The following is an 18,462-nucleotide window of genomic DNA, read 5'->3' as shown; positions in this document are numbered from 1 at the left end:
GCGAGGGAGCTTGCTCCCGTTGGGGCGCGAAGCGGCCCCAAAAATGGGACTGCTACGCAGTCCAGCGGGAGCAAGCTCCCTCGCCACAGGGACCGGTTCTGTCTTAACTGACTGGCATTAGGGCAAGCCCGCTCCCGCATGTGATCCGGGTTCCGTCAGCTTGATGCCTGTCGTTTGTGAGGTGGTCACCGATACCGCCGAAATCGGGGGGCTGCTTATTGAGCAAGCGGCGTCAGCACGTCGGCCTTGTCATCCAGCACCATCACTACCAGCAGCTTGGCGGGCTGGGTCTGGCTGGCGTTGCTCGATTCGAAGTGCCGCGAACCGGCGGGCTCGTAGAACGAATCGCCGACTTTGTAGGTGATGGCTTTCTCAGCGTTGACCCGTGACGTGATCGCGCCTTCGAGCACATAAGCCACGGCAGTGCCGGTGTGGCTGTGGGGGGCGGTGGCCTGGCCGGGGGCATAGTCCACGGTGAGCATGATGGTTTTTTTGCCGGGCACGTTGGCCAACGCATGCTCTTGCAGCACCTTGAGCGTTTCCTGGTTGTACACCGGTTCGTGGGCGTAGGCGTTGAGCGAGGCAAGCAGTGCAGCGGTGGCGATCAGTCGTTTCATGAGGGGTTTCCAGGTAGTTCGAGTCCCGTTCACCCTACGCCCAGGGGCCTGATCGACCAATGACCAATCCGCCGGAAAACTCCCTAGCCAATTTGCCGCAGAATGTCGCGGACCTTATCCAGCGCCGGGTCGATATCGAGGGTCTCGATGGCGCCGAAGCCGAGGATCAGTCCCGAGCGCGCCGCGGCGTCGTGAAAAAACACATCCAGGGGATACAGCCCCACCTGCGCCTCGCGCGCCCGTTCGATCAGCAGCGGGATATCTAACGGCACCTTGCACAGTGCCGCCAGATGGAACCCGGCCACCGTCGGCACCGCCTCGAACCAGGGCGACAGGTCGCCCGCCAGGCGTTGCAGAATCCGCTCGCGCCGCCCCGCATACACGCTGTGGCAGCGGCGAATATGTTTGAGCAGATAACCTTCGCTGATGAACTTGGCCAGCGCCCATTGCGGCAGGGTAGAGCTGTGCTGGTCGGTCAGTTGCTTGGCCTTGAGCACTGCGCCGTAGATCGCCGGCGGCAACACCGCGTAGCCCAGGCGCAACTCCGGCAGCAGGGTCTTCGAAAAGGTGCCGACGTAGGTCACCACGCCTCGTGTGTCCATGCTTTGCAGAGAGTCGGTGGGGCGGCCTTCGTAGCGGAACTCGCTGTCGTAGTCGTCTTCGATGATGATCGCGCCGAGCGCGATGGCGCGATCGAGCAGGGCCTCACGCCGGGCCAGGCTCATGGGCATGCCGAGTGGAAACTGGTGGGACGGCGTCACATAGACGAGTCGAGTGCCATCCGGGATCTGGTCCACCTCAATGCCCTGTGCATCCACCGGAACGCTGGCGACCCTGGCCCCCATCGCCACGAACAACTGGCGCGCCGGGCTGTAGCCGGGGTCTTCCATGGCGACGATGCTGCCTGGCTCAAGCACCACGCGGGCGATCAGGTCCAGCGCCTGCTGCGCGCCATTGGTTACGACGATGTTGTTGGCGCGACATTTCACTCCGCGAGAAAAAGCGATATGCCCGGCGATGGCCTCGCGCAGTGCCAGCAAGCCTTCCGGCTGGCTGTAGAAACCACTGTTTTGGGCGATACGGCGCAACGCATCCAGGGTGCAGCGCCGCCATTCTTCCTGGGGGAACTGATTGCGCGTGGTCGCCCCGCCGATAAATTCGTAGCGCAGGATGGCGTCGCTGGCGGGGTGGTGCATGGGCGAGGGCAGCGCCGCCCATCGGCCCAGGTTGGCGGCGCAGGCCAGGTCGGTGGCGGTCTGCACACGATCAGGCTCAGGTGCCCACGCATTGACGAAGGTGCCCCGGCCGATCCTGCCGACCAGCAGGCCTTCGTACGTCAAGTTGGCGTAGGTATCCGACACGGTTTTGCGCGATATGCCCAATTGCTCGGCGAGCAGTCGGCTGGGCGGCAATTGCGCGCCGGCTGAAAGCCGTCCGGTGGCGATGGCTTCTCGCAGTTGCTGGTAAAGCTGGGCAGCCAGGTCCTTGCGGCCGTTGATGACGAGGTGCAGTTCCATGTTTCATCCTGGGACAGATCGATCTGCGCCAAGGTTACGCGCAAATCGATCTGAAGAAACCAGGTCGCGTCAGGACAGGAAACCACCGTCCACATTCAACGACACACCGGTGGTGTAGCTCGATGCATCGCTGGCCAGGAACAACACCGCGCCGGCCATTTCGCTCGGGTCGGCCACGCGCTTGAGCGGGATCTGCGCCAGGGCCATCTTCAGGATCGCGTCGTTCTTGACCAGCGCCGAGGCGAACTTGGTGTCGGTCAGGCCCGGCAGCAGCGCATTGCAACGGATGCCGAACGCGGCGCATTCCTTGGCGAACACCTTGGTCATGTTGATCACGGCGGCCTTGGTCACCGAATAGATGCCCTGGAAGACACCCGGGGAGATGCCGTTGATGGAGGCCACGTTGATGATGCTGCCACCGCCGTTGTCGCGCATCAGCTTGCCGGCTTCCACCGACATGAAGAAGTAACCGCGGATGTTCACGTCGACGGTCTTCTGGAACGCGCCGAGGTCGGTGTCCAGTACGTTGCAGAACTGGGGGTTGGTCGCGGCGTTGTTGACCAGGATGTCCAGCCGGCCGAACTGTTCGCGGATACCGGCGAACACTTGGGCGATCTGCTCCATTTCGCCGATATGGCAGGCAACTGCGGTGGCTTTGCCGCCGTCGGCGATGATCGCGTCGGCAACGTGCTGGCAGCCTTCGAGTTTGCGGCTGGAGACAATCACGTGGGCGCCTTGTTGGGCCAGCAACTTGGCGATGGCCTCGCCGATGCCACGGCTGGCGCCGGAAACGAAAGCAATCTTGCCGTCGAGGTCGAACAACTGGGTCTTGGACATGAAGGGTTCCTTGTGATTGTTATCAGAGGGCGGATTTGCCGATGACAGCCAGGCTCATCTGTTCCAGCAGCTTGTTCATGTGGATGAACTGGGCAAAGCGCTTGTCCTGGGTCTGGCCATGGAAGAAGCGGTAGTAGATCTGCTGCACGATGCCGGCCAGGCGGAACAGGCCGTAGGTGTAGTAGAAGTCGAAATTGTCGATCCGGATGCCCGAACGTTCTGCGTAGTAGTCGACGAACTCGCGGCGGGTGAGCATGCCGGGCGCATTGCTTGGCTGGCGGCGCATCAACTGCACGGGCGCGGGGTCTGCGGCTTCGATCCAGTAGGCGAGGGTGTTGCCCAGGTCCATCAACGGGTCGCCGAGGGTGGTCAGTTCCCAGTCCAGCACGCCGATGATCTGCATCGGGTTGTGCGGGTCGAGGATCACGTTGTCGAAGCGATAGTCGTTGTGCACGATGCTGGAGGTCGGGTGGTCGGCCGGCATCTTGTCGGTGAGCCACGCGCGCACGGCTTCCCAGCGCGGAGCATCGGGGGTCAGGGCTTTTTCGTAGCGCTCGCTCCAGCCGCGGATCTGACGCTCTACATAGCCTTGCGGCTTGCCCAGGTCGGCCAGGCCGCAGGCGCTGTAGTCGACCTGATGCAGTTCGACGAACTTGTCGATAAAGCTTTTGCACAGGGCTTCGGTGCGCGTCGCGTCCAGGCCCAGCTCGGCGGGAAGGTCTGAGCGCAGGATGATGCCGTTGACCCGCTCCATCACATAGAATTCGGCGCCGATCACCGCTTCATCGGTGCAGTGCACATAGGCCTTGGGGCAATACGGAAAGCCATCTTTAAGCTGGTTGAGAATGCGATATTCACGGCCCATGTCGTGGGCGGACTTGGCCTTGTGGCCGAAGGGCGGGCGACGCAACACGAATTCCTGGTCCGGGTATTCCAGCAGATACGTCAGGTTAGAGGCGCCGCCGGGAAACTGGCTGATCTTGACCGCACCGTGCAAGCCTGGAATCTGGGCCTTGAGGTAGGGATCGATCAGGCTGGCATCAAGTTCTTCGCCGGGTCGAATCTGGGTCGATTGGTCGTTAAGCGCCATGCTTATCCCTTCTGCTTATTCTAAAGGCCTTGGACTATTGGCTAATCTAATGCGCGCCGCCGCCCAGCGACAAGGTCGGGGCGGCTTAATAGGTTAGCGTGTTGAAGTAGGATCAGCGTGCCTGATCGGTCATTTAACGGGCGCCGGCAATGCCACCGGCGTAAGTACCGGGCGACCGGCAAAGTATTCCAGCAGGTTGTCGGCGACCCGTTGCACCGTATCGTGGGTAGCTTCCGGTGACAGGCCGGCCACGTGGGAGGTCAGCACCGTATTGCCCAGGCGTTTTAGCGCGTCGGGCACCTTGGGTTCGTCGTCGAATACGTCCAGCGCGGCGCCGCCGATACGCCGCTGTTCCAGCGCCGCCACCAGGTCGGCGGTGACCACTACGCTGCCGCGGCCGATATTGACCAGATAGCCGTTCGGCCCCAGGGCGTCGAGGGCGTGGCGATCGATCAGATGGCGAGTGCCGGCGCCACCGGGCGTGGCCAGGATCAGGAAATCCGAGGTGCGCGCCAGTTCCACGACGGTTGAACAGTAGGTGTAATCCACATCATCGCGAGGTTGGCGGTTGTGGTAGCTCACCTCCATGCCGAATCCCAGGGATGCGCGCTTGGCGATCTCCAGGCCGACGGCGCCCAGCCCGAGAATCCCCAGTTGCTTGCCGCCCAGGGAAGGGCGCATCACCTTCGGCCATTCGTTGCGGCGCACGGCGGCGTCGGTCTGGGTGATACCGCGTACCAGCGACAGCAGCAGCGCCATGGCATGATCGGCCACCGACGGCGCGTTCACGCCTGCACCGTTAGTCACCACAATCCCACGGTTGGCGGCTGCCTGCAGGTCCACATGTTCGTAGCCGGCACCGATCACGCAGATGATTTCCAGCAGCGGCAACGCAGCGATTTCGTCGGCATACAGCCCCAGCGGCCCACGGGTCAAAACGGCCTTGATCTGCCCGCCGTGAGCCTTGATCGCCTGCGCGCGTTCGGCGGCCGTCGGCGCCAGGATCACATGGAAATCATTGCTCTCGATGATTTGCAGGTATTCGTTGATGGTCTCAACCAGGACCAGAACAGTGATAGGCATCGCAAGGTTCTTCCTGAAAAACTTGAGGCATGAGTATGCGGGATTTGTAAGAAGGAGCGTAGGTCACGGTAGGAGCGCGCTCGCTCCTAACGTATTTTCAGACGCCGGCTACATTTTAGGAACGGGCTGCATAAAGCTGACCTCGGCCGCGCTCATACGCTTCACAAACACTCCGGCTAACGTTTCATTGTGATGATCAATAATCGCCATGGCCGTTAAGGCGGGGGTGACCATGCATGTATGGCCGTCCTGCGGCAACACCACCGAGAAGCCCAACTCCACCGCCACTCTGCACGTGGTGTCGACACAGAACTGGGTTTTCATGCCCACAATCACCAGCTCACTGATGCGCGTCTGCGCCAGTTTTTGCGCCAGGTCGGTACCCAGGAAACAGCTTGGCCTGGTTTTGTTGAACAGGTAGTCACGGGATTCGTCGACCTCCAGGCCACCCCACAGTTGCCAGAGCGAGCTGCCGGCTTCGATGGGGGAGCCGGCAGGGCCGGTGTGACGCGCGACCAGGATGGGCGCGTTGGCGGTGCGGGCGCGCCGGATCAATTGATTGATGGTGTGCAGCACCCGTTCACGTTCGAAGGGTTTTTGCGGTCCGTCGTACAAGCCTCTTTGCATATCGATGATCAAAAGGGCTGCTGCCATGGTCTTGCTCCTTGTGAGTGCCGGATGGCGGAGCAATAAAAAGCCCCGTCCATTGCTGGCGGGGCTTTGGGTTACGTCAGGGATGTCTTTAGATAAACCACCCACAGCAACCGTACGACCCGCCGTCAGCGGTGGTCGTGGTAGCGCGGGTGGGGAACAACTCAATACGATTCATGCCCGGATCATGCTGGGGCGGGCGCGAGGGTGTCAACGGGCGTGTCCGGTTGCGCCTAACGCAATCAACAGCTGCGGCCCCGCTCGAACAGCTGCTCCGCCTGACCATTCCTCAGCTAAGTCTTTGCTTATTCAAAAGAATCCCGGACAATCGCGCCCCTGTTGAGGTCGGGGCGCTGCCTGTCAGGTTTTCTGACTCGTCCCGGCCGTGTGAATGCGGAGATCCGACCGGATGAATGATCAGGCCAATAGCGTCAACGATCGCTATGCAACGACACCTGCAACGCTCACAAGCTGGAGCCGCCAGGACACCACCTGGATGCTTGGGCTGTTCGGCACCGCCATCGGCGCCGGTACTTTGTTCTTGCCGATCAACGCGGGCCTGGGGGGCTTCTGGCCGCTGGTGATCCTGGCGCTGCTGGCGTTCCCGATGACGTTCTTTGCCCACCGTGGGCTGACCCGTTTCGTACTGTCCGGTCGGGAAGGTTCCGACATCACCGACGTGGTCGAAGAGCATTTCGGCCTCAAGGCCGGCGCCCTGATCACCTTGCTGTATTTTTTTGCGATCTTCCCGATCCTGCTTATCTACAGCGTGGCCCTGACCAACACCGTCAGCAGTTTCATGGAACACCAATTGCACATCATGCCGCCGCCTCGGGCAGCCCTGGCGTTTGTGCTGATCCTGGGCCTGCTGGCGGTGGTGCGTTGCGGTGAACAGGTGATCGTCAAGGCCATGAGCCTGATGGTGTATCCGTTTATCGTGGCCTTGCTGTTCCTCGCCGTATACCTGGTGCCGCATTGGAATGGCGGCATCCTCAGTACCGCCAGTGAGGTTCCGGCACCGTCGGCCCTGCTCAGCACTTTGTGGCTGGCGATTCCGGTGATGGTGTTCTCGTTCAACCATTCGCCGATCATCTCGGCTTTTGCGGTGGACCAGAAACGCCAGTACGGCGCACACGCCGAAGCGCGCAGCTCGCAGATCCTGTGCCGCGCGCATCTGTTGATGGTGGCGATGGTGCTGTTCTTCGTGTTCAGCTGCGTGCTGACCCTGTCACCGGCACAGTTGGCCGAGGCGAAGGCGCAGAACCTGTCGATCCTGTCGTACCTGGCCAACCACTTCGACAACCCGACCATCGCCTTCGCCGCGCCGTTGATCGCGTTCGTGGCGATTGCCAAGTCGTTCCTGGGCCACTACATCGGTGCCAGCGAGGGCCTCAAGGGCCTGGTGCTGAAGACCGGTCGCCGTCCGGCGGCCAAGTCCCTGGACCGCATGACCGCCGCCTTCATGCTGCTGGTGTGCTGGGTCGTCGCCACGCTTAACCCGAGCATCCTTGGCATGATCGAGACCCTGGGTGGGCCGGTGATTGCGTCGATCCTGTTCCTGATGCCGATGTACGCCATCCGCAAGGTGCCGGCCATGGCCAAGTACCGTGGGCAAGCGTCGAATGTGTTTGTCACCGCGGTGGGGTTGGTGGCGATTACAGCGTTGGTGTATTCGCTGATTGCGTAAGGTTTGATGCGCTAAAAAAATGTGGGAGCGGGCGTGCTCGCGAATGCAGTTGATCAGTCACTGATGATGTGGCTGACAGACCGCATTCGCGAGCAAGCCCGCTCCCCATTTGCTTTCAGTGGTATCAGAACCGTATTCCAGGCATAAAAAAGCGCCGCGTACCTTGCGATACGCGGCGCTTTTTTACTAGGTATAGCTACATCAACACACCGTTAAGCTTGAATCACCGGGATGTTGGCGCTTGCCGCGATCTTGCGGAACTCGGCGATCTGGTCGAAGTTGAGGTAGCGGTAGACGTCACTGGCCATGGTGTCCAGTTTCGCCGCGTAGCCCATGTACTCCTCAACGGTCGGCAGGCGACCCAGGGTAGAGGCGACTGCCGCCAGCTCAGCCGAGGCCAGGTAGACGTTTGCGCCATCGCCCAGACGGTTCGGGAAGTTACGGGTCGAAGTCGACACGACGGTCGAATTCGGCTCTACACGCGCCTGGTTACCCATGCACAGCGAGCAGCCCGGCATTTCCATACGCGCGCCAGCCTTGCCGTAGATGCCGTAGTAGCCTTCTTCAGTCAGCTGGTGAGCGTCCATCTTGGTCGGCGGCGACAGCCACAGACGGGTTGGCAGCTGGCCCTTGACCTGCTCGAGCAGCTTGCCTGCAGCGCGGAAGTGACCGATGTTGGTCATGCACGAACCGATGAACACTTCGTCGATTTTCTCACCGGCAACGCTGGACAGCAGACGGGCATCGTCCGGGTCGTTCGGTGCGCAGAGAATCGGCTCGTTGATTTCCGCCAGGTCGATCTCGATGATTTCGGCGTATTCGGCGTCGGCATCGGCTTCCATCAATTCCGGGTTGGCCACCCAGGCTTCCATCGCTTGGGCGCGACGTTCCAGGGTGCGTGCATCGCCGTAGCCTTCGCCGATCATCCAGCGCAGCAGGGTGATGTTGGAGTTCAGGTACTCGGTGACGGAGTCCTTGGACAGCTTGATGGTGCAACCGGCAGCCGAACGTTCAGCCGAGGCGTCGGACAGCTCGAAAGCCTGTTCCAGCGTCAGGTCGTTCAGGCCTTCGATTTCCAGGATGCGGCCGGAGAAGGCGTTTTTCTTGCCTTTCTTCTCTACGGTCAACAGGCCAGCCTGGATCGCGTAGTAAGGAATGGCATGCACCAGGTCACGCAGGGTGATGCCAGGCTTCATCTTGCCTTTGAAACGCACCAGGATCGATTCCGGCATGTCCAGCGGCATCACGCCGGTGGCTGCGGCGAACGCGACCAGACCGGAGCCGGCCGGGAACGAGATGCCCATCGGGAAGCGGGTGTGGGAGTCACCACCGGTGCCGACGGTGTCCGGCAGCAGCATGCGGTTCAGCCAGCTGTGGATGATGCCGTCGCCTGGACGCAGCGATACGCCGCCACGGGTCATGATGAAGTCAGGCAGGGTGTGGTGGGTGGTCACGTCGATCGGCTTGGGGTAAGCCGCAGTGTGGCAGAAAGACTGCATCACCAGATCGGTCGAGAAGCCCAGGCACGCCAGGTCCTTGAGTTCATCACGGGTCATGGGACCGGTGGTGTCCTGGGAGCCCACGGTGGTCATCTTCGGCTCGCAGTAGGTGCCGGGACGAACGCCTTTGCCTTCCGGCAGGCCGCACGCCTTGCCGACCATTTTCTGCGCCAGGGTGAAGCCTTTGCCGGTGTCGACAGGCGCTTCAGGCAGCTTGAACAGGTCGGTAGGGCCCAGGCCCAGTTCGGCACGGGCCTTGTCGGTCAGGCCGCGACCGATGATCAGCGGAATACGGCCGCCGGCGCGAACTTCGTCCAACAGCACCGGGGTCTTCATTTCGAAGGTGGTCAGGACTTCGTCGGTGCCGTGTTTGCAGACTTTGCCAGCATGAGGGTACAGGTCGATCACGTCGCCCATGTTCATGTTGGTCACGTCGAATTCGATTGGCAGTGCGCCCGCATCTTCCATGGTGTTGTAGAAGATCGGAGCGATCTTGCTGCCGAAGCAGAAACCGCCGGCGCGCTTGTTCGGCACGTAAGGCACGTCGTCGCCGAAGAACCACAGTACCGAGTTGGTTGCCGATTTGCGCGAGGAACCCGTACCGACCACGTCACCGACGTAGGCGATGGGGAAGCCTTGGCTGCGCATCTCTTCGATCTGCTTCATCGGGCCGGTTTTGCCTTGCTCGTCCGGCACGATGCCTTCACGGGCCATTTTCAGCATGGCCAGGGCGTGCAGCGGGATGTCAGGGCGGGACCAGGCGTCCGGGGCAGGGGACAGGTCGTCGGTGTTGGTTTCGCCGGTGACCTTGAACACGCGCAGGCTGATCTTGTCGGCCAGGGTCGGGCGGTTGCTGAACCATTCGCCGTCGGCCCAGGACTGGATCACGCCTTTGGCGTGTTCGTTGCCATTGCGGGCTTTTTCCGCCACGTCGTGGAACGCATCGAACATCAGCAGGGTGTGCTTGAGTTGGGCGGCCGCGACAGGCGCCAGCTCGGCGTCGTCCAGCAGCTCGACCAACGTCACGATGTTGTAGCCGCCTTGCATGGTGCCCAGCAGTTCAACAGCGCGCTTTTTGTCGATCAGGGGGGAGGTGGCTTCGCCTTTGGCCAGGGCGGACAGGAAGCCGGCCTTGACGTAGGCAGCTTCGTCAACGCCCGGTGGAATGCGGTTGGTGATCAGGTCAACGAGGAATTCTTCTTCGCCAGCCGGGGGATTTTTCAGCAGCTCGACCAGGCCTGCGGTTTGTTCGGCGTTAAGCGGCTGGGGAACGATACCCAGGGCTGCACGCTCTTCGATATGTTTGCGGTAGGCTTCAAGCACAGTTATTACCCTCATCAGTGGTCCCACGGGACGCTCATCCAGGAACGACCGGCACGCGTGCGCTCGGGGGCTTTTTGGGCCGCAAAGCCAGCGCTGCCGGCGTTCCTTACAGAAGCTGCTTTCAAAGTTTTACGCCTGCAGAACGGAGCTGATGAGGGTTGGCGCAGTGTTGACCTACCGGGGTCAAGTCTGCGCCAACACCGTTCTGAAGGAACGACTGTGCTCGTGACGCTTTGAAAACAGCTTCCAGCGGATTATTGGCGCCTTACAAGGCCGGGTGATTCTACGGCAAAAAAAAACTAAAGGTAAGTTGCGTCACCAAGTTTGCAGGGTGATCAACCTTAGACAAAGGGCTAACATGGCGCCCTGTTTCGCTGATCTGCGTGTTTTCGCCCATGCCCAACCAAACCATCAAGACCCCCTGCGTCGGCCTGTGCTCCACGGTCTACGGCGATCTCGTGTGCCGCGGCTGCAAGCGCTTTCACCATGAGGTGATCCAGTGGAACGGCTATAACGAAGAAGAAAAGCGAGCGGTCTGGCTCAGGCTCGAGCAATTACTGGTGCAGGTGATGGCCGGCAAAGTGGAGGTTTTCGATCCCAAGGCCCTGCGCGGGCAGTTGGAACAACGCAAGATTCGCTTCGTGCCGCACCAATCCGAATATTGCTGGGCTTATCAATTGATCGCGCGTGGGGCGCGGGTGATCAATAACCTGGAGGCCTACGGCATGGTGCTGCTGCCGGAGTTTCGCGACTGGGCGCTGCCGCAATTGCGTGATGCGATTGACCGGGAGTTCTTTATCCTGTCCGAGGCGCATTACCAACGCTACATCGCGCCGGGGTTCCTCAGGGATGCATTACTGATTGAAGGCACAAAGCCATAATGTGGGAGGGCGCAAGCCCTGATGCCGGTTTAGGCTTTTTGTAGGCGCAAGTTTGCTCGCGAAAAACCTGTAAGCGTCGCGATTAGTCAGGCAACGCGCGTTATCGTTGACGTTTTTCGCGCGCAAGCTCGCTCCTGCAGCAGCGGGTGATGTACGTTTGACTGACACTTTATGAGTCACGCCTCGCCAGCCAACGCCTCCAGATGATCCATCAACGTCTGCGGTTTAAGTACCAGCACATCGCTTTCCACCGCATCGAGCACCACCTCTGCGGTATTGCCGATCAGCGCTCCGGTAATCCCGGTGCGCCCGACGGTGCCGATAATCGTCACGGCCGCGTGCAGTTTATGCGCCAGATGCGGGATGAGTACGTCCGCCGGGCCTTCCTCGACGTGCAGGTGCTTGTCGTCCACGTCGAACTCAGCCTGGAATGCCCGGCACTGCTCGCGGTAGCGCGTCTCGATGGTTTCCTTGAGTTGGAACGTCGGGTCTGCCGCCGACAGCATCGGCGATGGGTGCGCGCTGATCACGTGCAACTGCGCCTTGGCCAGGCTGGCGATATCGAAACCGTGGTCGATGATGGAATTATGCAGCGAGCGGTGTTCGCTGTCGGTATTGCCCACGTCGATGGCCGCCAGGACCACTCCGCCGGCCCATGGCGTGGCGGTCTTGACCAACAGCACCGGCGTCGGGCAGTAGCGCAACAGTTTCCAGTCCGCTGGCGTCAGCAGGGCTTTTTTCAGCGGGCTGTCGGGGAAGTGCTGTTTGATTACCAGGCCGCAACCTTCGGCCTGCTGCACATCGATGATGGTGTCATGCAGGTGGTCGTTCCAGGCCTGTTCGGTGGTGACGCTGTAGCCGTCGTTCTTCAAACCTTCCTTGAGCACGCTCAACAGCGCTGAATGCTCATGTTTCCTGTCGCATACCAGCAAGTGCAGGTGTGCGTCCGTTACCCCGGCGATCAGCTTGGCGCGCTTGAGGGCCAGGCTTTCCGAATGCTCGGGGTCGATGACCACCAGGATGCTGCGAATGGCTTGCATGGTCGGATCTCCAGGAAAGGGTCTGCAATCACTATAGTTGCTGCTGGCCTGCCGTCATCTTGATGTACATCAAGGCCCATGGCTGGTGGTCTGCGGCGTGGTCGGTATAATCGGCGCCCTTTTGTGATCCTTTGCCCGTGAGCCCGATGATCCTGCCCGAAATCCACGAATTCCTCGGCTGCCGCACCCCCGACGCCTGGGTCCAGGCCGCGTTGGCCGATCAGGAAACCTTGCTGATCGACCACAAGAACTGCGAATTCAAAGCCGCCAGCACCGCCCTGAGCCTGATCGCCAAGTACCACGGCCACATCGACCTGATCAATATGATGTCGCGCCTGGCCCGTGAAGAGCTGGTGCACCATGAGCAGGTCATGCGCCTGATGAAAAAGCGCAAGGTTGAGCTGCGCCAATTGTCCGCCGGCCGTTACGCCTCGGGGTTGCGCAAGGTGGTGCGCAACCATGAGCCGGTCAAGCTGGTGGATACCCTGGTAGTTGGCGCTTTTATCGAAGCGCGCAGCTGTGAGCGTTTCGAGGCGCTGGTACCGCACTTGGACGAAGAACTCGGCAAGTTCTACTTCGGTTTGCTCAAAAGCGAAGCGCGGCACTTCCAGGGGTACTTGAAATTGGCGTACCAGTACGGTGACGCCAAGGACATCGCCCAGGTGATCGAACGGGTGAGGGCGGCCGAGCAGGCGCTGATCGAGTCAGCCGACGTCGAGTTCCGCTTTCACAGTGGCGTGCCAGCCTGAGGCCACGGCCACGCCGATCAAGGTGGTGATCCCGGTCAGCAGCAGGATCACCGTTTGCGTGCCGAATGGCGCGGCCAAGACCGCAATGATCAGGCCCGCCAAGGGTTGGGCGAGGTTATTGAGCAAGGTGATCACGCCCACCGTCTTGCCGAAATCCTGCACCGGAATAACCCGCTGACGGGCGCTGCGCATGTACACGTTGAACATCTTGTCGAAACCGGTCACCAGCAGGAAGCCCACGGCGTATGCCCACACGCCGGGGCTGATGGCGGTGATCAGCGCGCCGACGGCAATCATTGAATACGACAGCCCGCCGAGCACCTTCAGCGGCAGGGTCGAACGCGCCAGGTAAAACAGAATCACGAGGGTGACCACCGCGCCGGCGGCTTGCAGCAGGGCGTAGGCGTCCTTGTCGGCGGCATAGTGGCCCGTGACCATGGCGGCCGAGGTGGCCAGCGTCACGCCGATGATCAGGTTCACCCCCACCGCCAACGTGATAAGGCGCTTCAACACCGCCAGGTTGCGAATATGCCCGAAGGCGACGCGCAGCGGTTGCAGCCAGATATCCTGATGCTGAGCATGGGGCTGCAGGTTCACCGTGGTGTTGCGCTGCCAGATCAACATCGCCAGGTCGGCCAGCACGAACAGCCCGGCGATCCCCAGCACCACCCAATGCCAGGCCCACACGTCCAGCATCAGCGCCGCCACCAACGGCCCGAGCACCAGACCGCTCTGGTCGGCAATCTGCGAATAGGACAGGGTCTTGGCGTAGGTGTACTGCTGGAAAATATGCGGCATCACCACTTCCCGCGCCATGATGCCCTGGGTGGTCAATACTCCGCACAACGCGGACAGCATCACCAGCCAATGGATACCGTCGAACAGCCCATACAGCGCCACCGCCACCACACAGGCCAGTGCCCGGTACACCTGGCTGATATGCAGGATGCGCACCGGGGAAAACTTGTCGCACAACGCCCCGCACACCGGAAACGCCAAATAGCGCGGCAGCGACTCGACAAAAAATGCCAGGCCTGCCCACGACACGCTGTGGGTGGTCTGGAACACGATCAGCGGCACGATGAACAGCAGAATCTGGTCGGCCAGCCGGGACAGGAACAATGAGAGGAAGAACGCCAAGTAGTCCTTGCGCATATAACTCCCTGCGAGTGACGTAAAAGATTGCAGGCTATTTGTTAAAAACTCTTAAAAGTATGAAGCTTCCCGGCACCGTGCGAGGCCGCTGCTCCCGTCGACCAGCTTGCCACCTATAATGCCCGCACTTCAATCCGTGCATCCACACTGAGAACTTATGGAAAACCTGGGTCTGGGTAAGGTCCTGCTCGTCGAGGACGATGAGAAGCTGGCAGGGCTGATCGCGCATTTTCTGTCGCAGCATGGTTTCGAAGTGCAGGTGGTGCACCGGGGCGATCTGGCCTTGGCGGCGTTCCTTGCGTTCAAGCCGAAGATGGTCGTGCTCGACTTGATGCTGCCGGGCCAGAGCGGGCTGCATGTGTGCCGCGAGATTCGCAATGTGTCGGATACGCCCATAGTGATCCTGACGGCCAAGGAAGATGACCTGGACCATATCCTGGGCCTTGAGTCCGGCGCCGACGATTACGTGATCAAGCCCATCAAGCCGCCGGTCCTGCTGGCGCGCCTGCGTGCCCTGCAACGCCGGCAAGTGCCCGAACCGACGGTGCGCGGCCACCTGGCATTCGGCCGGTTGTCGATCGATCGCAGTTGCCGGGTGGTCAGGCTGGGCGATGAGCAGATTGACCTCACCACCATGGAGTTCGAACTGCTGTGGCTGCTGGCGAGCAGCTCGGGCACCATCCTCTCGCGCGACGACATCCTCAACCGCATGCGCGGCATTGCGTTCGATGGCCTGAACCGCAGCGTCGATGTCTATATCAGCAAACTGCGCGGCAAGCTCAACGACAACCCGCGTGAGCCGGTGTGCATCAAGACCATCTGGGGCAAGGGCTACCTGTTCAATCCGTTCGCGTGGGAGGTTTAGATGCTGCGCCTGTACCTGCGCCTGTATCTGATCCTTGCGCTGGGCCTGGCCGGGGCGATCTGGCTGGTCACCTATGGCCTGGACGCGTACATGCCCGAATCCAATGAAACCTATAACCGTGAAGCCCTGCGCGGCCCGGCGTGGGCCTTGGTGGAGCAATTGCGACCGGTGCAGGGGCCGGCGCGCCAGGCACGCCTGGATGAGCTGCAACCGCATTACGGGCTGCGCCTGCAACTGGTGCAGCGCGACGGCCAGCACCTGAGCGAGCGCGAGCAGGCACTCCTGGCGGCTGGCCAAGTGGTAGTGCGCGAGGACTTCATGAAATTCCTTGCGCCTATCGACGGCGGCGCGCAATTGCTTGAAATCCAACTGCCGGAGGAACCCAAATGGCTCTACCTGTGGGCCTACGGTTTTCTCGGTGTGAGCCTGGCCATCGTCCTGTATTTCTGGGTGCGCCCGCACTGGCGCGACCTGGAGCACATCCGCCTGGCGGCGCAGCGCTTTGGCGACAACGACCTCGGCTCGCGCATCCTGTTGCCGCGCCGTTCCACCGTGCGTGCGCTGGCCGGGCACTTCAACCAGATGGCCGAGCGCATCGAGAGCCTGATCGCCAACCAGCGCGATCTGACCAACGCGGTATCCCACGAACTGCGCACGCCCATTGCGCGCTTGTCCTTTGAGCTTGACCAGCTCAAGCAACAGGCCGATCCGCGCCAAAGCCGCGAGCTGATCGCCGATATGTACGCTGACCTTGGCGAGCTGGAAGAAATGGTGTCCGAGCTGTTGACCTACGCCAGCCTGGAGCGCGGCGCGACCCAGGTCACCCGCGAAAACATCGAGGCCCACAGTTGGCTGGACAGCGTGATCGGCAGCGTGGCGCTGGAGGCTGAGGCCGCGGGGGTGCAGTTGTCGCTGCGTACCTGTGAGGTCGATGTGATTCGCATAGAGCCACGTTTCATGGCTCGCGCGGTGATCAACCTGCTGCGTAACGCCATTCGCTATGCCGACCGTCGGGTTGAAGTGTCATTGACCCGCTTCGGCAGCGGTTACGAAGTGCGGATTAACGACGACGGCCCGGGCGTTCCGCTCGAGGGCCGGGCGAAGATCTTTGAACCCTTCATGCGCCTGGACTCAAGCCGCGACCGCCGTACCGGTGGCTTCGGCCTGGGCCTGGCGTTGGTCCAGCGGGTCAGCCAATGGCATGGCGGGCAGGTGCAAGTGCTGGACTCGGAGTGGGGTGGGGCGTCGTTTCGGATGACGTGGGCGTATGCCGAGTAAGGGCCGCCGTAGTTCGAAGTGAGATGCGAGCCTGCCGACATAGCCTGGCCTGCCGGCGTAAATGAGCTCCTTGAAGCCCATGCCACGTTCCAGGCTGAGTTATTTCAACGTCCTGCTTTGGTGACACCGGCGTGCCTGAGTCGGCAGTTCGTCCAGGTTAGAAATGCAAGCTCTTGAGGGGCGATTGCAGACGTTTGAAGGCGTAGCCCGAAGCGCTCAGGCCGTTGATCTGGCGGCTGACGGTATCGCCCAGGCCATAGCCGCTGCCGGCCAATACCGCGTGGGCGTTATCGACGGGCAGCAGGATGTAGTCGGTCAGTGGTTCATCGTGCAACTGGCCGCGAATCACCAGGAAGCCGTCCTCCAGGCGCACGCTGATGCCGCTCAACGGCGCATCGGGCTCATGGCTATTGAGCACCTGGTAGGTGCCGACGGTGTCCGCCCACGCCATGGGCAGCGGCGGCGGCTCGATGCGTTCGCCGACGGCAACGCGTTGGCCGTGGCTGCGGGCGGTGAGTATCTGCCGGCCTTGTACCCTGATCACGTCCAGTTGCACACGGCCCAATTCGCCAAGGTCCTTGAGCCAGAAGCCGAGGAATTTTTTCTGCGCGCGCAGCCAACCCTGATCGTCGCGCAGCAGCTCGAAGTCATGCCCGGCCAGTTCGCCGGCCAGGCGTCCGCCATCATCCTTGATACGAAACACACCCCAGGCGGTTGCGTAAAACCCGGCCAGGCGCTTGCGGTCGACCGCGGCCGGCACTTGGCGCAGTTTGAGGCCGTGGCTCGGAGCCTGACAGCCATCCGCGCAGACCGGCGTACCGGTCTGCGCCTGAAGCATCAGGCGCAAGGCGTCGGTGGCCAACGCCGCCACCCTCGCTTCGGCACTGCTGTCGTTGGCCATGATGATGACGGCCAGTTGTTGATCCGGCAGTACGCTCAACTGCGCGGCGAAATCATCGACGTCACCGCTGTGCTGATAGGCGCGTACGCCAGGGGCGACCGGCTCGTCCCCGCATGGGGCCAGAAACCAGCCCAGACCCATCTGGCAGTCGAAATCCAGGGCGTTGCCGGTGTTCTGCTGGGTGAGCATCTCGTCGATCGACGCGCTGCCCAGTACCCGGTTGCCCTGGTAGACGCCTTTGGCGAACAGCATGCGCACGAAGTGGCTGAGGTCTTTGGGGCTGGCCCACAGGTTCCCGGCGGCGAGGTCACGCAGTTGTGCGTCGTTGCCGGGTTTGCCTTCTTCGTAGCCCAGGGCGCGGTAGCTCGATTGCGCGCTGGTGCCGACGAAGCTTGAATGATTCATTTCCAGAGGCTTGAGCAGGCTGTTTTGCAGTTGCGCCTCGAAGCTTCTGCCGGAGCTGCGCTCGATGGCCGCTCCCACCAGGGCGTAGCCCAGATTGGAGTAAGCCACCTGGGAGCCGGGTGGGCTGCTCAGCCATACGCCTGAAACGCGCTGCGGCATCTGGCCCATGGCGTAGGTGCTGTGCAGGTCGCGCAAATGCTCACTGGGCAAGCCGGACTGATGGCTGAGCAAACGGCGCAAGGTAATCGCACGATCCGCCTCGTCCTGGTCGCTGTGAAACCGCGAACGTACGTGGAACTCGCGCAAGGTTTGTTGCAGCGGCGCATCCAGCGCCAGGCGCTGTTGCTCCACCAGTTGCAAGGTCGCGGTGGCGGTGAGCAGCTTGGAGAGGTCCCCGGCGCGAAACGCCGTGTCGGGGGTTACTGGCACACCCCTGGCCTTGTCGGCCAGGCCGAAGCCGCTGGCCCAGACCAGTTGCTGGCCATGGACCAGCGCAATCGACAACCCCGCCACATTCTCCTGGGCCATTTCACGAGGGATACGGTTTTGCAGGTAGCGGATGATCGCGCCGTAATCGCCTTTTTGAATCGACGGCGGGGCTGGCGGTTGCCCCTGGCAACCGACAGTGCCCAACAGGCAACCCAACAGCGGAATACCGCGTAGCGTGCGAAACATGAACAGCACCCGAATGTTGGTTTGGAGGCTCGAATGCTAAGGCCGTGGCGGCGCACAATCTTTGAGTGCTTTGTCGGGAAACTGTCAAAGAGTGTTAACGCCGGCCCGCACTGGCTGAAGATGTAAGCGCAGCGTGTTACTGGCCCTGGAAACGTATTTCCCGGTAGCGCGGCACTGCCAGATGCCAGGCAATGTTGCCGCGCCATTGG

General features: G+C 61.6%; 15 protein-coding genes. 5 read left to right on the top strand and 10 right to left on the bottom strand.

Features of this window, described 5'->3' with window-relative positions; genetic code table 11:
• Nucleotides 1–215 precede the first annotated feature (215 nt).
• The 6 genes from Q1V60_RS12425 to Q1V60_RS12400 all read right to left on the bottom strand — a co-directional run bounded on the left by Q1V60_RS12425 (nt 216) and on the right by Q1V60_RS12400 (nt 5,798).
• Nucleotides 216–617, bottom strand: a complete 402-nt coding sequence (locus Q1V60_RS12425; protein WP_300630638.1) for a cupin domain-containing protein — start codon at nt 615–617, stop codon at nt 216–218.
• An 83-nt stretch (nt 618–700) separates the two neighbouring features.
• Entirely contained in the window at nt 701–2,134 is a 1,434-nt protein-coding gene (locus tag Q1V60_RS12420; RefSeq protein ID WP_300630636.1) for a PLP-dependent aminotransferase family protein, read from the bottom strand.
• A gap of 69 nt (nt 2,135–2,203) precedes the next feature.
• Entirely contained in the window at nt 2,204–2,971 is a 768-nt protein-coding gene (locus tag Q1V60_RS12415) for an SDR family oxidoreductase (RefSeq protein ID WP_300630634.1), read from the bottom strand.
• A gap of 22 nt (nt 2,972–2,993) precedes the next feature.
• Nucleotides 2,994–4,061 (bottom strand): phosphotransferase family protein, encoded by a 1,068-nt coding sequence (locus Q1V60_RS12410; RefSeq protein WP_300630632.1) that lies wholly within the window; start codon nt 4,059–4,061, stop codon nt 2,994–2,996.
• A 129-nt stretch (nt 4,062–4,190) separates the two neighbouring features.
• Nucleotides 4,191–5,144 (bottom strand): 2-hydroxyacid dehydrogenase, encoded by a 954-nt coding sequence (locus Q1V60_RS12405; RefSeq protein ID WP_300630630.1) that lies wholly within the window; start codon nt 5,142–5,144, stop codon nt 4,191–4,193.
• A 108-nt stretch (nt 5,145–5,252) separates the two neighbouring features.
• Nucleotides 5,253–5,798, bottom strand: a complete 546-nt coding sequence (locus tag Q1V60_RS12400) for a cysteine hydrolase family protein (RefSeq protein ID WP_300630628.1) — start codon at nt 5,796–5,798, stop codon at nt 5,253–5,255.
• Between the two features lie 406 nt (nt 5,799–6,204).
• Between Q1V60_RS12400 and Q1V60_RS12395 the strand changes: the two genes are divergently transcribed.
• Nucleotides 6,205–7,482, top strand: coding sequence for a serine/threonine transporter (locus tag Q1V60_RS12395; RefSeq protein ID WP_300630627.1), 1,278 nt, complete (start codon nt 6,205–6,207; stop codon nt 7,480–7,482).
• A 212-nt stretch (nt 7,483–7,694) separates the two neighbouring features.
• Here the strand turns inward: Q1V60_RS12395 and acnB are convergent, their stop codons facing one another.
• Nucleotides 7,695–10,304: a bifunctional aconitate hydratase 2/2-methylisocitrate dehydratase gene (acnB, locus tag Q1V60_RS12390; RefSeq protein WP_300630640.1), complete on the bottom strand. Its 2,610-nt coding sequence runs from the start codon at nt 10,302–10,304 to the stop codon at nt 7,695–7,697.
• Nucleotides 10,305–10,699: 395 nt separating this feature from the next.
• Between acnB and Q1V60_RS12385 the strand changes: the two genes are divergently transcribed.
• Complete coding sequence (locus Q1V60_RS12385; protein ID WP_300630625.1) at nt 10,700–11,185, top strand: DUF1289 domain-containing protein; 486 nt, start codon at nt 10,700–10,702, stop codon at nt 11,183–11,185.
• Between the two features lie 176 nt (nt 11,186–11,361).
• Here the strand turns inward: Q1V60_RS12385 and Q1V60_RS12380 are convergent, their stop codons facing one another.
• Nucleotides 11,362–12,225: a universal stress protein gene (locus Q1V60_RS12380; protein ID WP_300630623.1), complete on the bottom strand. Its 864-nt coding sequence runs from the start codon at nt 12,223–12,225 to the stop codon at nt 11,362–11,364.
• 146 nt (nt 12,226–12,371) lie between these two features.
• Here Q1V60_RS12380 and miaE point away from each other — a divergent pair, with 146 nt between their 5' ends.
• Nucleotides 12,372–12,974, top strand: a complete 603-nt coding sequence (gene miaE, locus Q1V60_RS12375; protein WP_300630621.1) for a tRNA isopentenyl-2-thiomethyl-A-37 hydroxylase MiaE — start codon at nt 12,372–12,374, stop codon at nt 12,972–12,974.
• On the opposite strand, the gene Q1V60_RS12370 is transcribed toward miaE, so the two are convergent.
• Nucleotides 12,930–14,129: an MFS transporter gene (locus Q1V60_RS12370; protein ID WP_300630619.1), complete on the bottom strand. Its 1,200-nt coding sequence runs from the start codon at nt 14,127–14,129 to the stop codon at nt 12,930–12,932. The genes miaE and Q1V60_RS12370 overlap by 45 nt on opposite strands.
• A gap of 157 nt (nt 14,130–14,286) precedes the next feature.
• Here Q1V60_RS12370 and Q1V60_RS12365 point away from each other — a divergent pair, with 157 nt between their 5' ends.
• Nucleotides 14,287–14,994 (top strand): winged helix-turn-helix domain-containing protein, encoded by a 708-nt coding sequence (locus Q1V60_RS12365; protein ID WP_300630617.1) that lies wholly within the window; start codon nt 14,287–14,289, stop codon nt 14,992–14,994.
• Nucleotides 14,995–16,272, top strand: coding sequence for an ATP-binding protein (locus Q1V60_RS12360; RefSeq protein ID WP_300630615.1), 1,278 nt, complete (start codon nt 14,995–14,997; stop codon nt 16,270–16,272).
• A gap of 157 nt (nt 16,273–16,429) precedes the next feature.
• Here Q1V60_RS12360 and Q1V60_RS12355 read toward each other — a convergent pair whose 3' ends face one another.
• Nucleotides 16,430–18,253, bottom strand: a complete 1,824-nt coding sequence (locus Q1V60_RS12355; RefSeq protein WP_300630614.1) for a serine hydrolase domain-containing protein — start codon at nt 18,251–18,253, stop codon at nt 16,430–16,432.
• Between the last annotated feature and the right edge of the window lie 209 nt (nt 18,254–18,462).

Source organism: Pseudomonas sp. (genome assembly GCF_030147005.1).
Classification (GTDB): Bacteria; Pseudomonadota; Gammaproteobacteria; order Pseudomonadales; family Pseudomonadaceae; genus Aquipseudomonas.
Note: the sequence above shows the minus strand (reverse complement) of the source record. Positions and strands in the feature narration are given on the sequence as shown.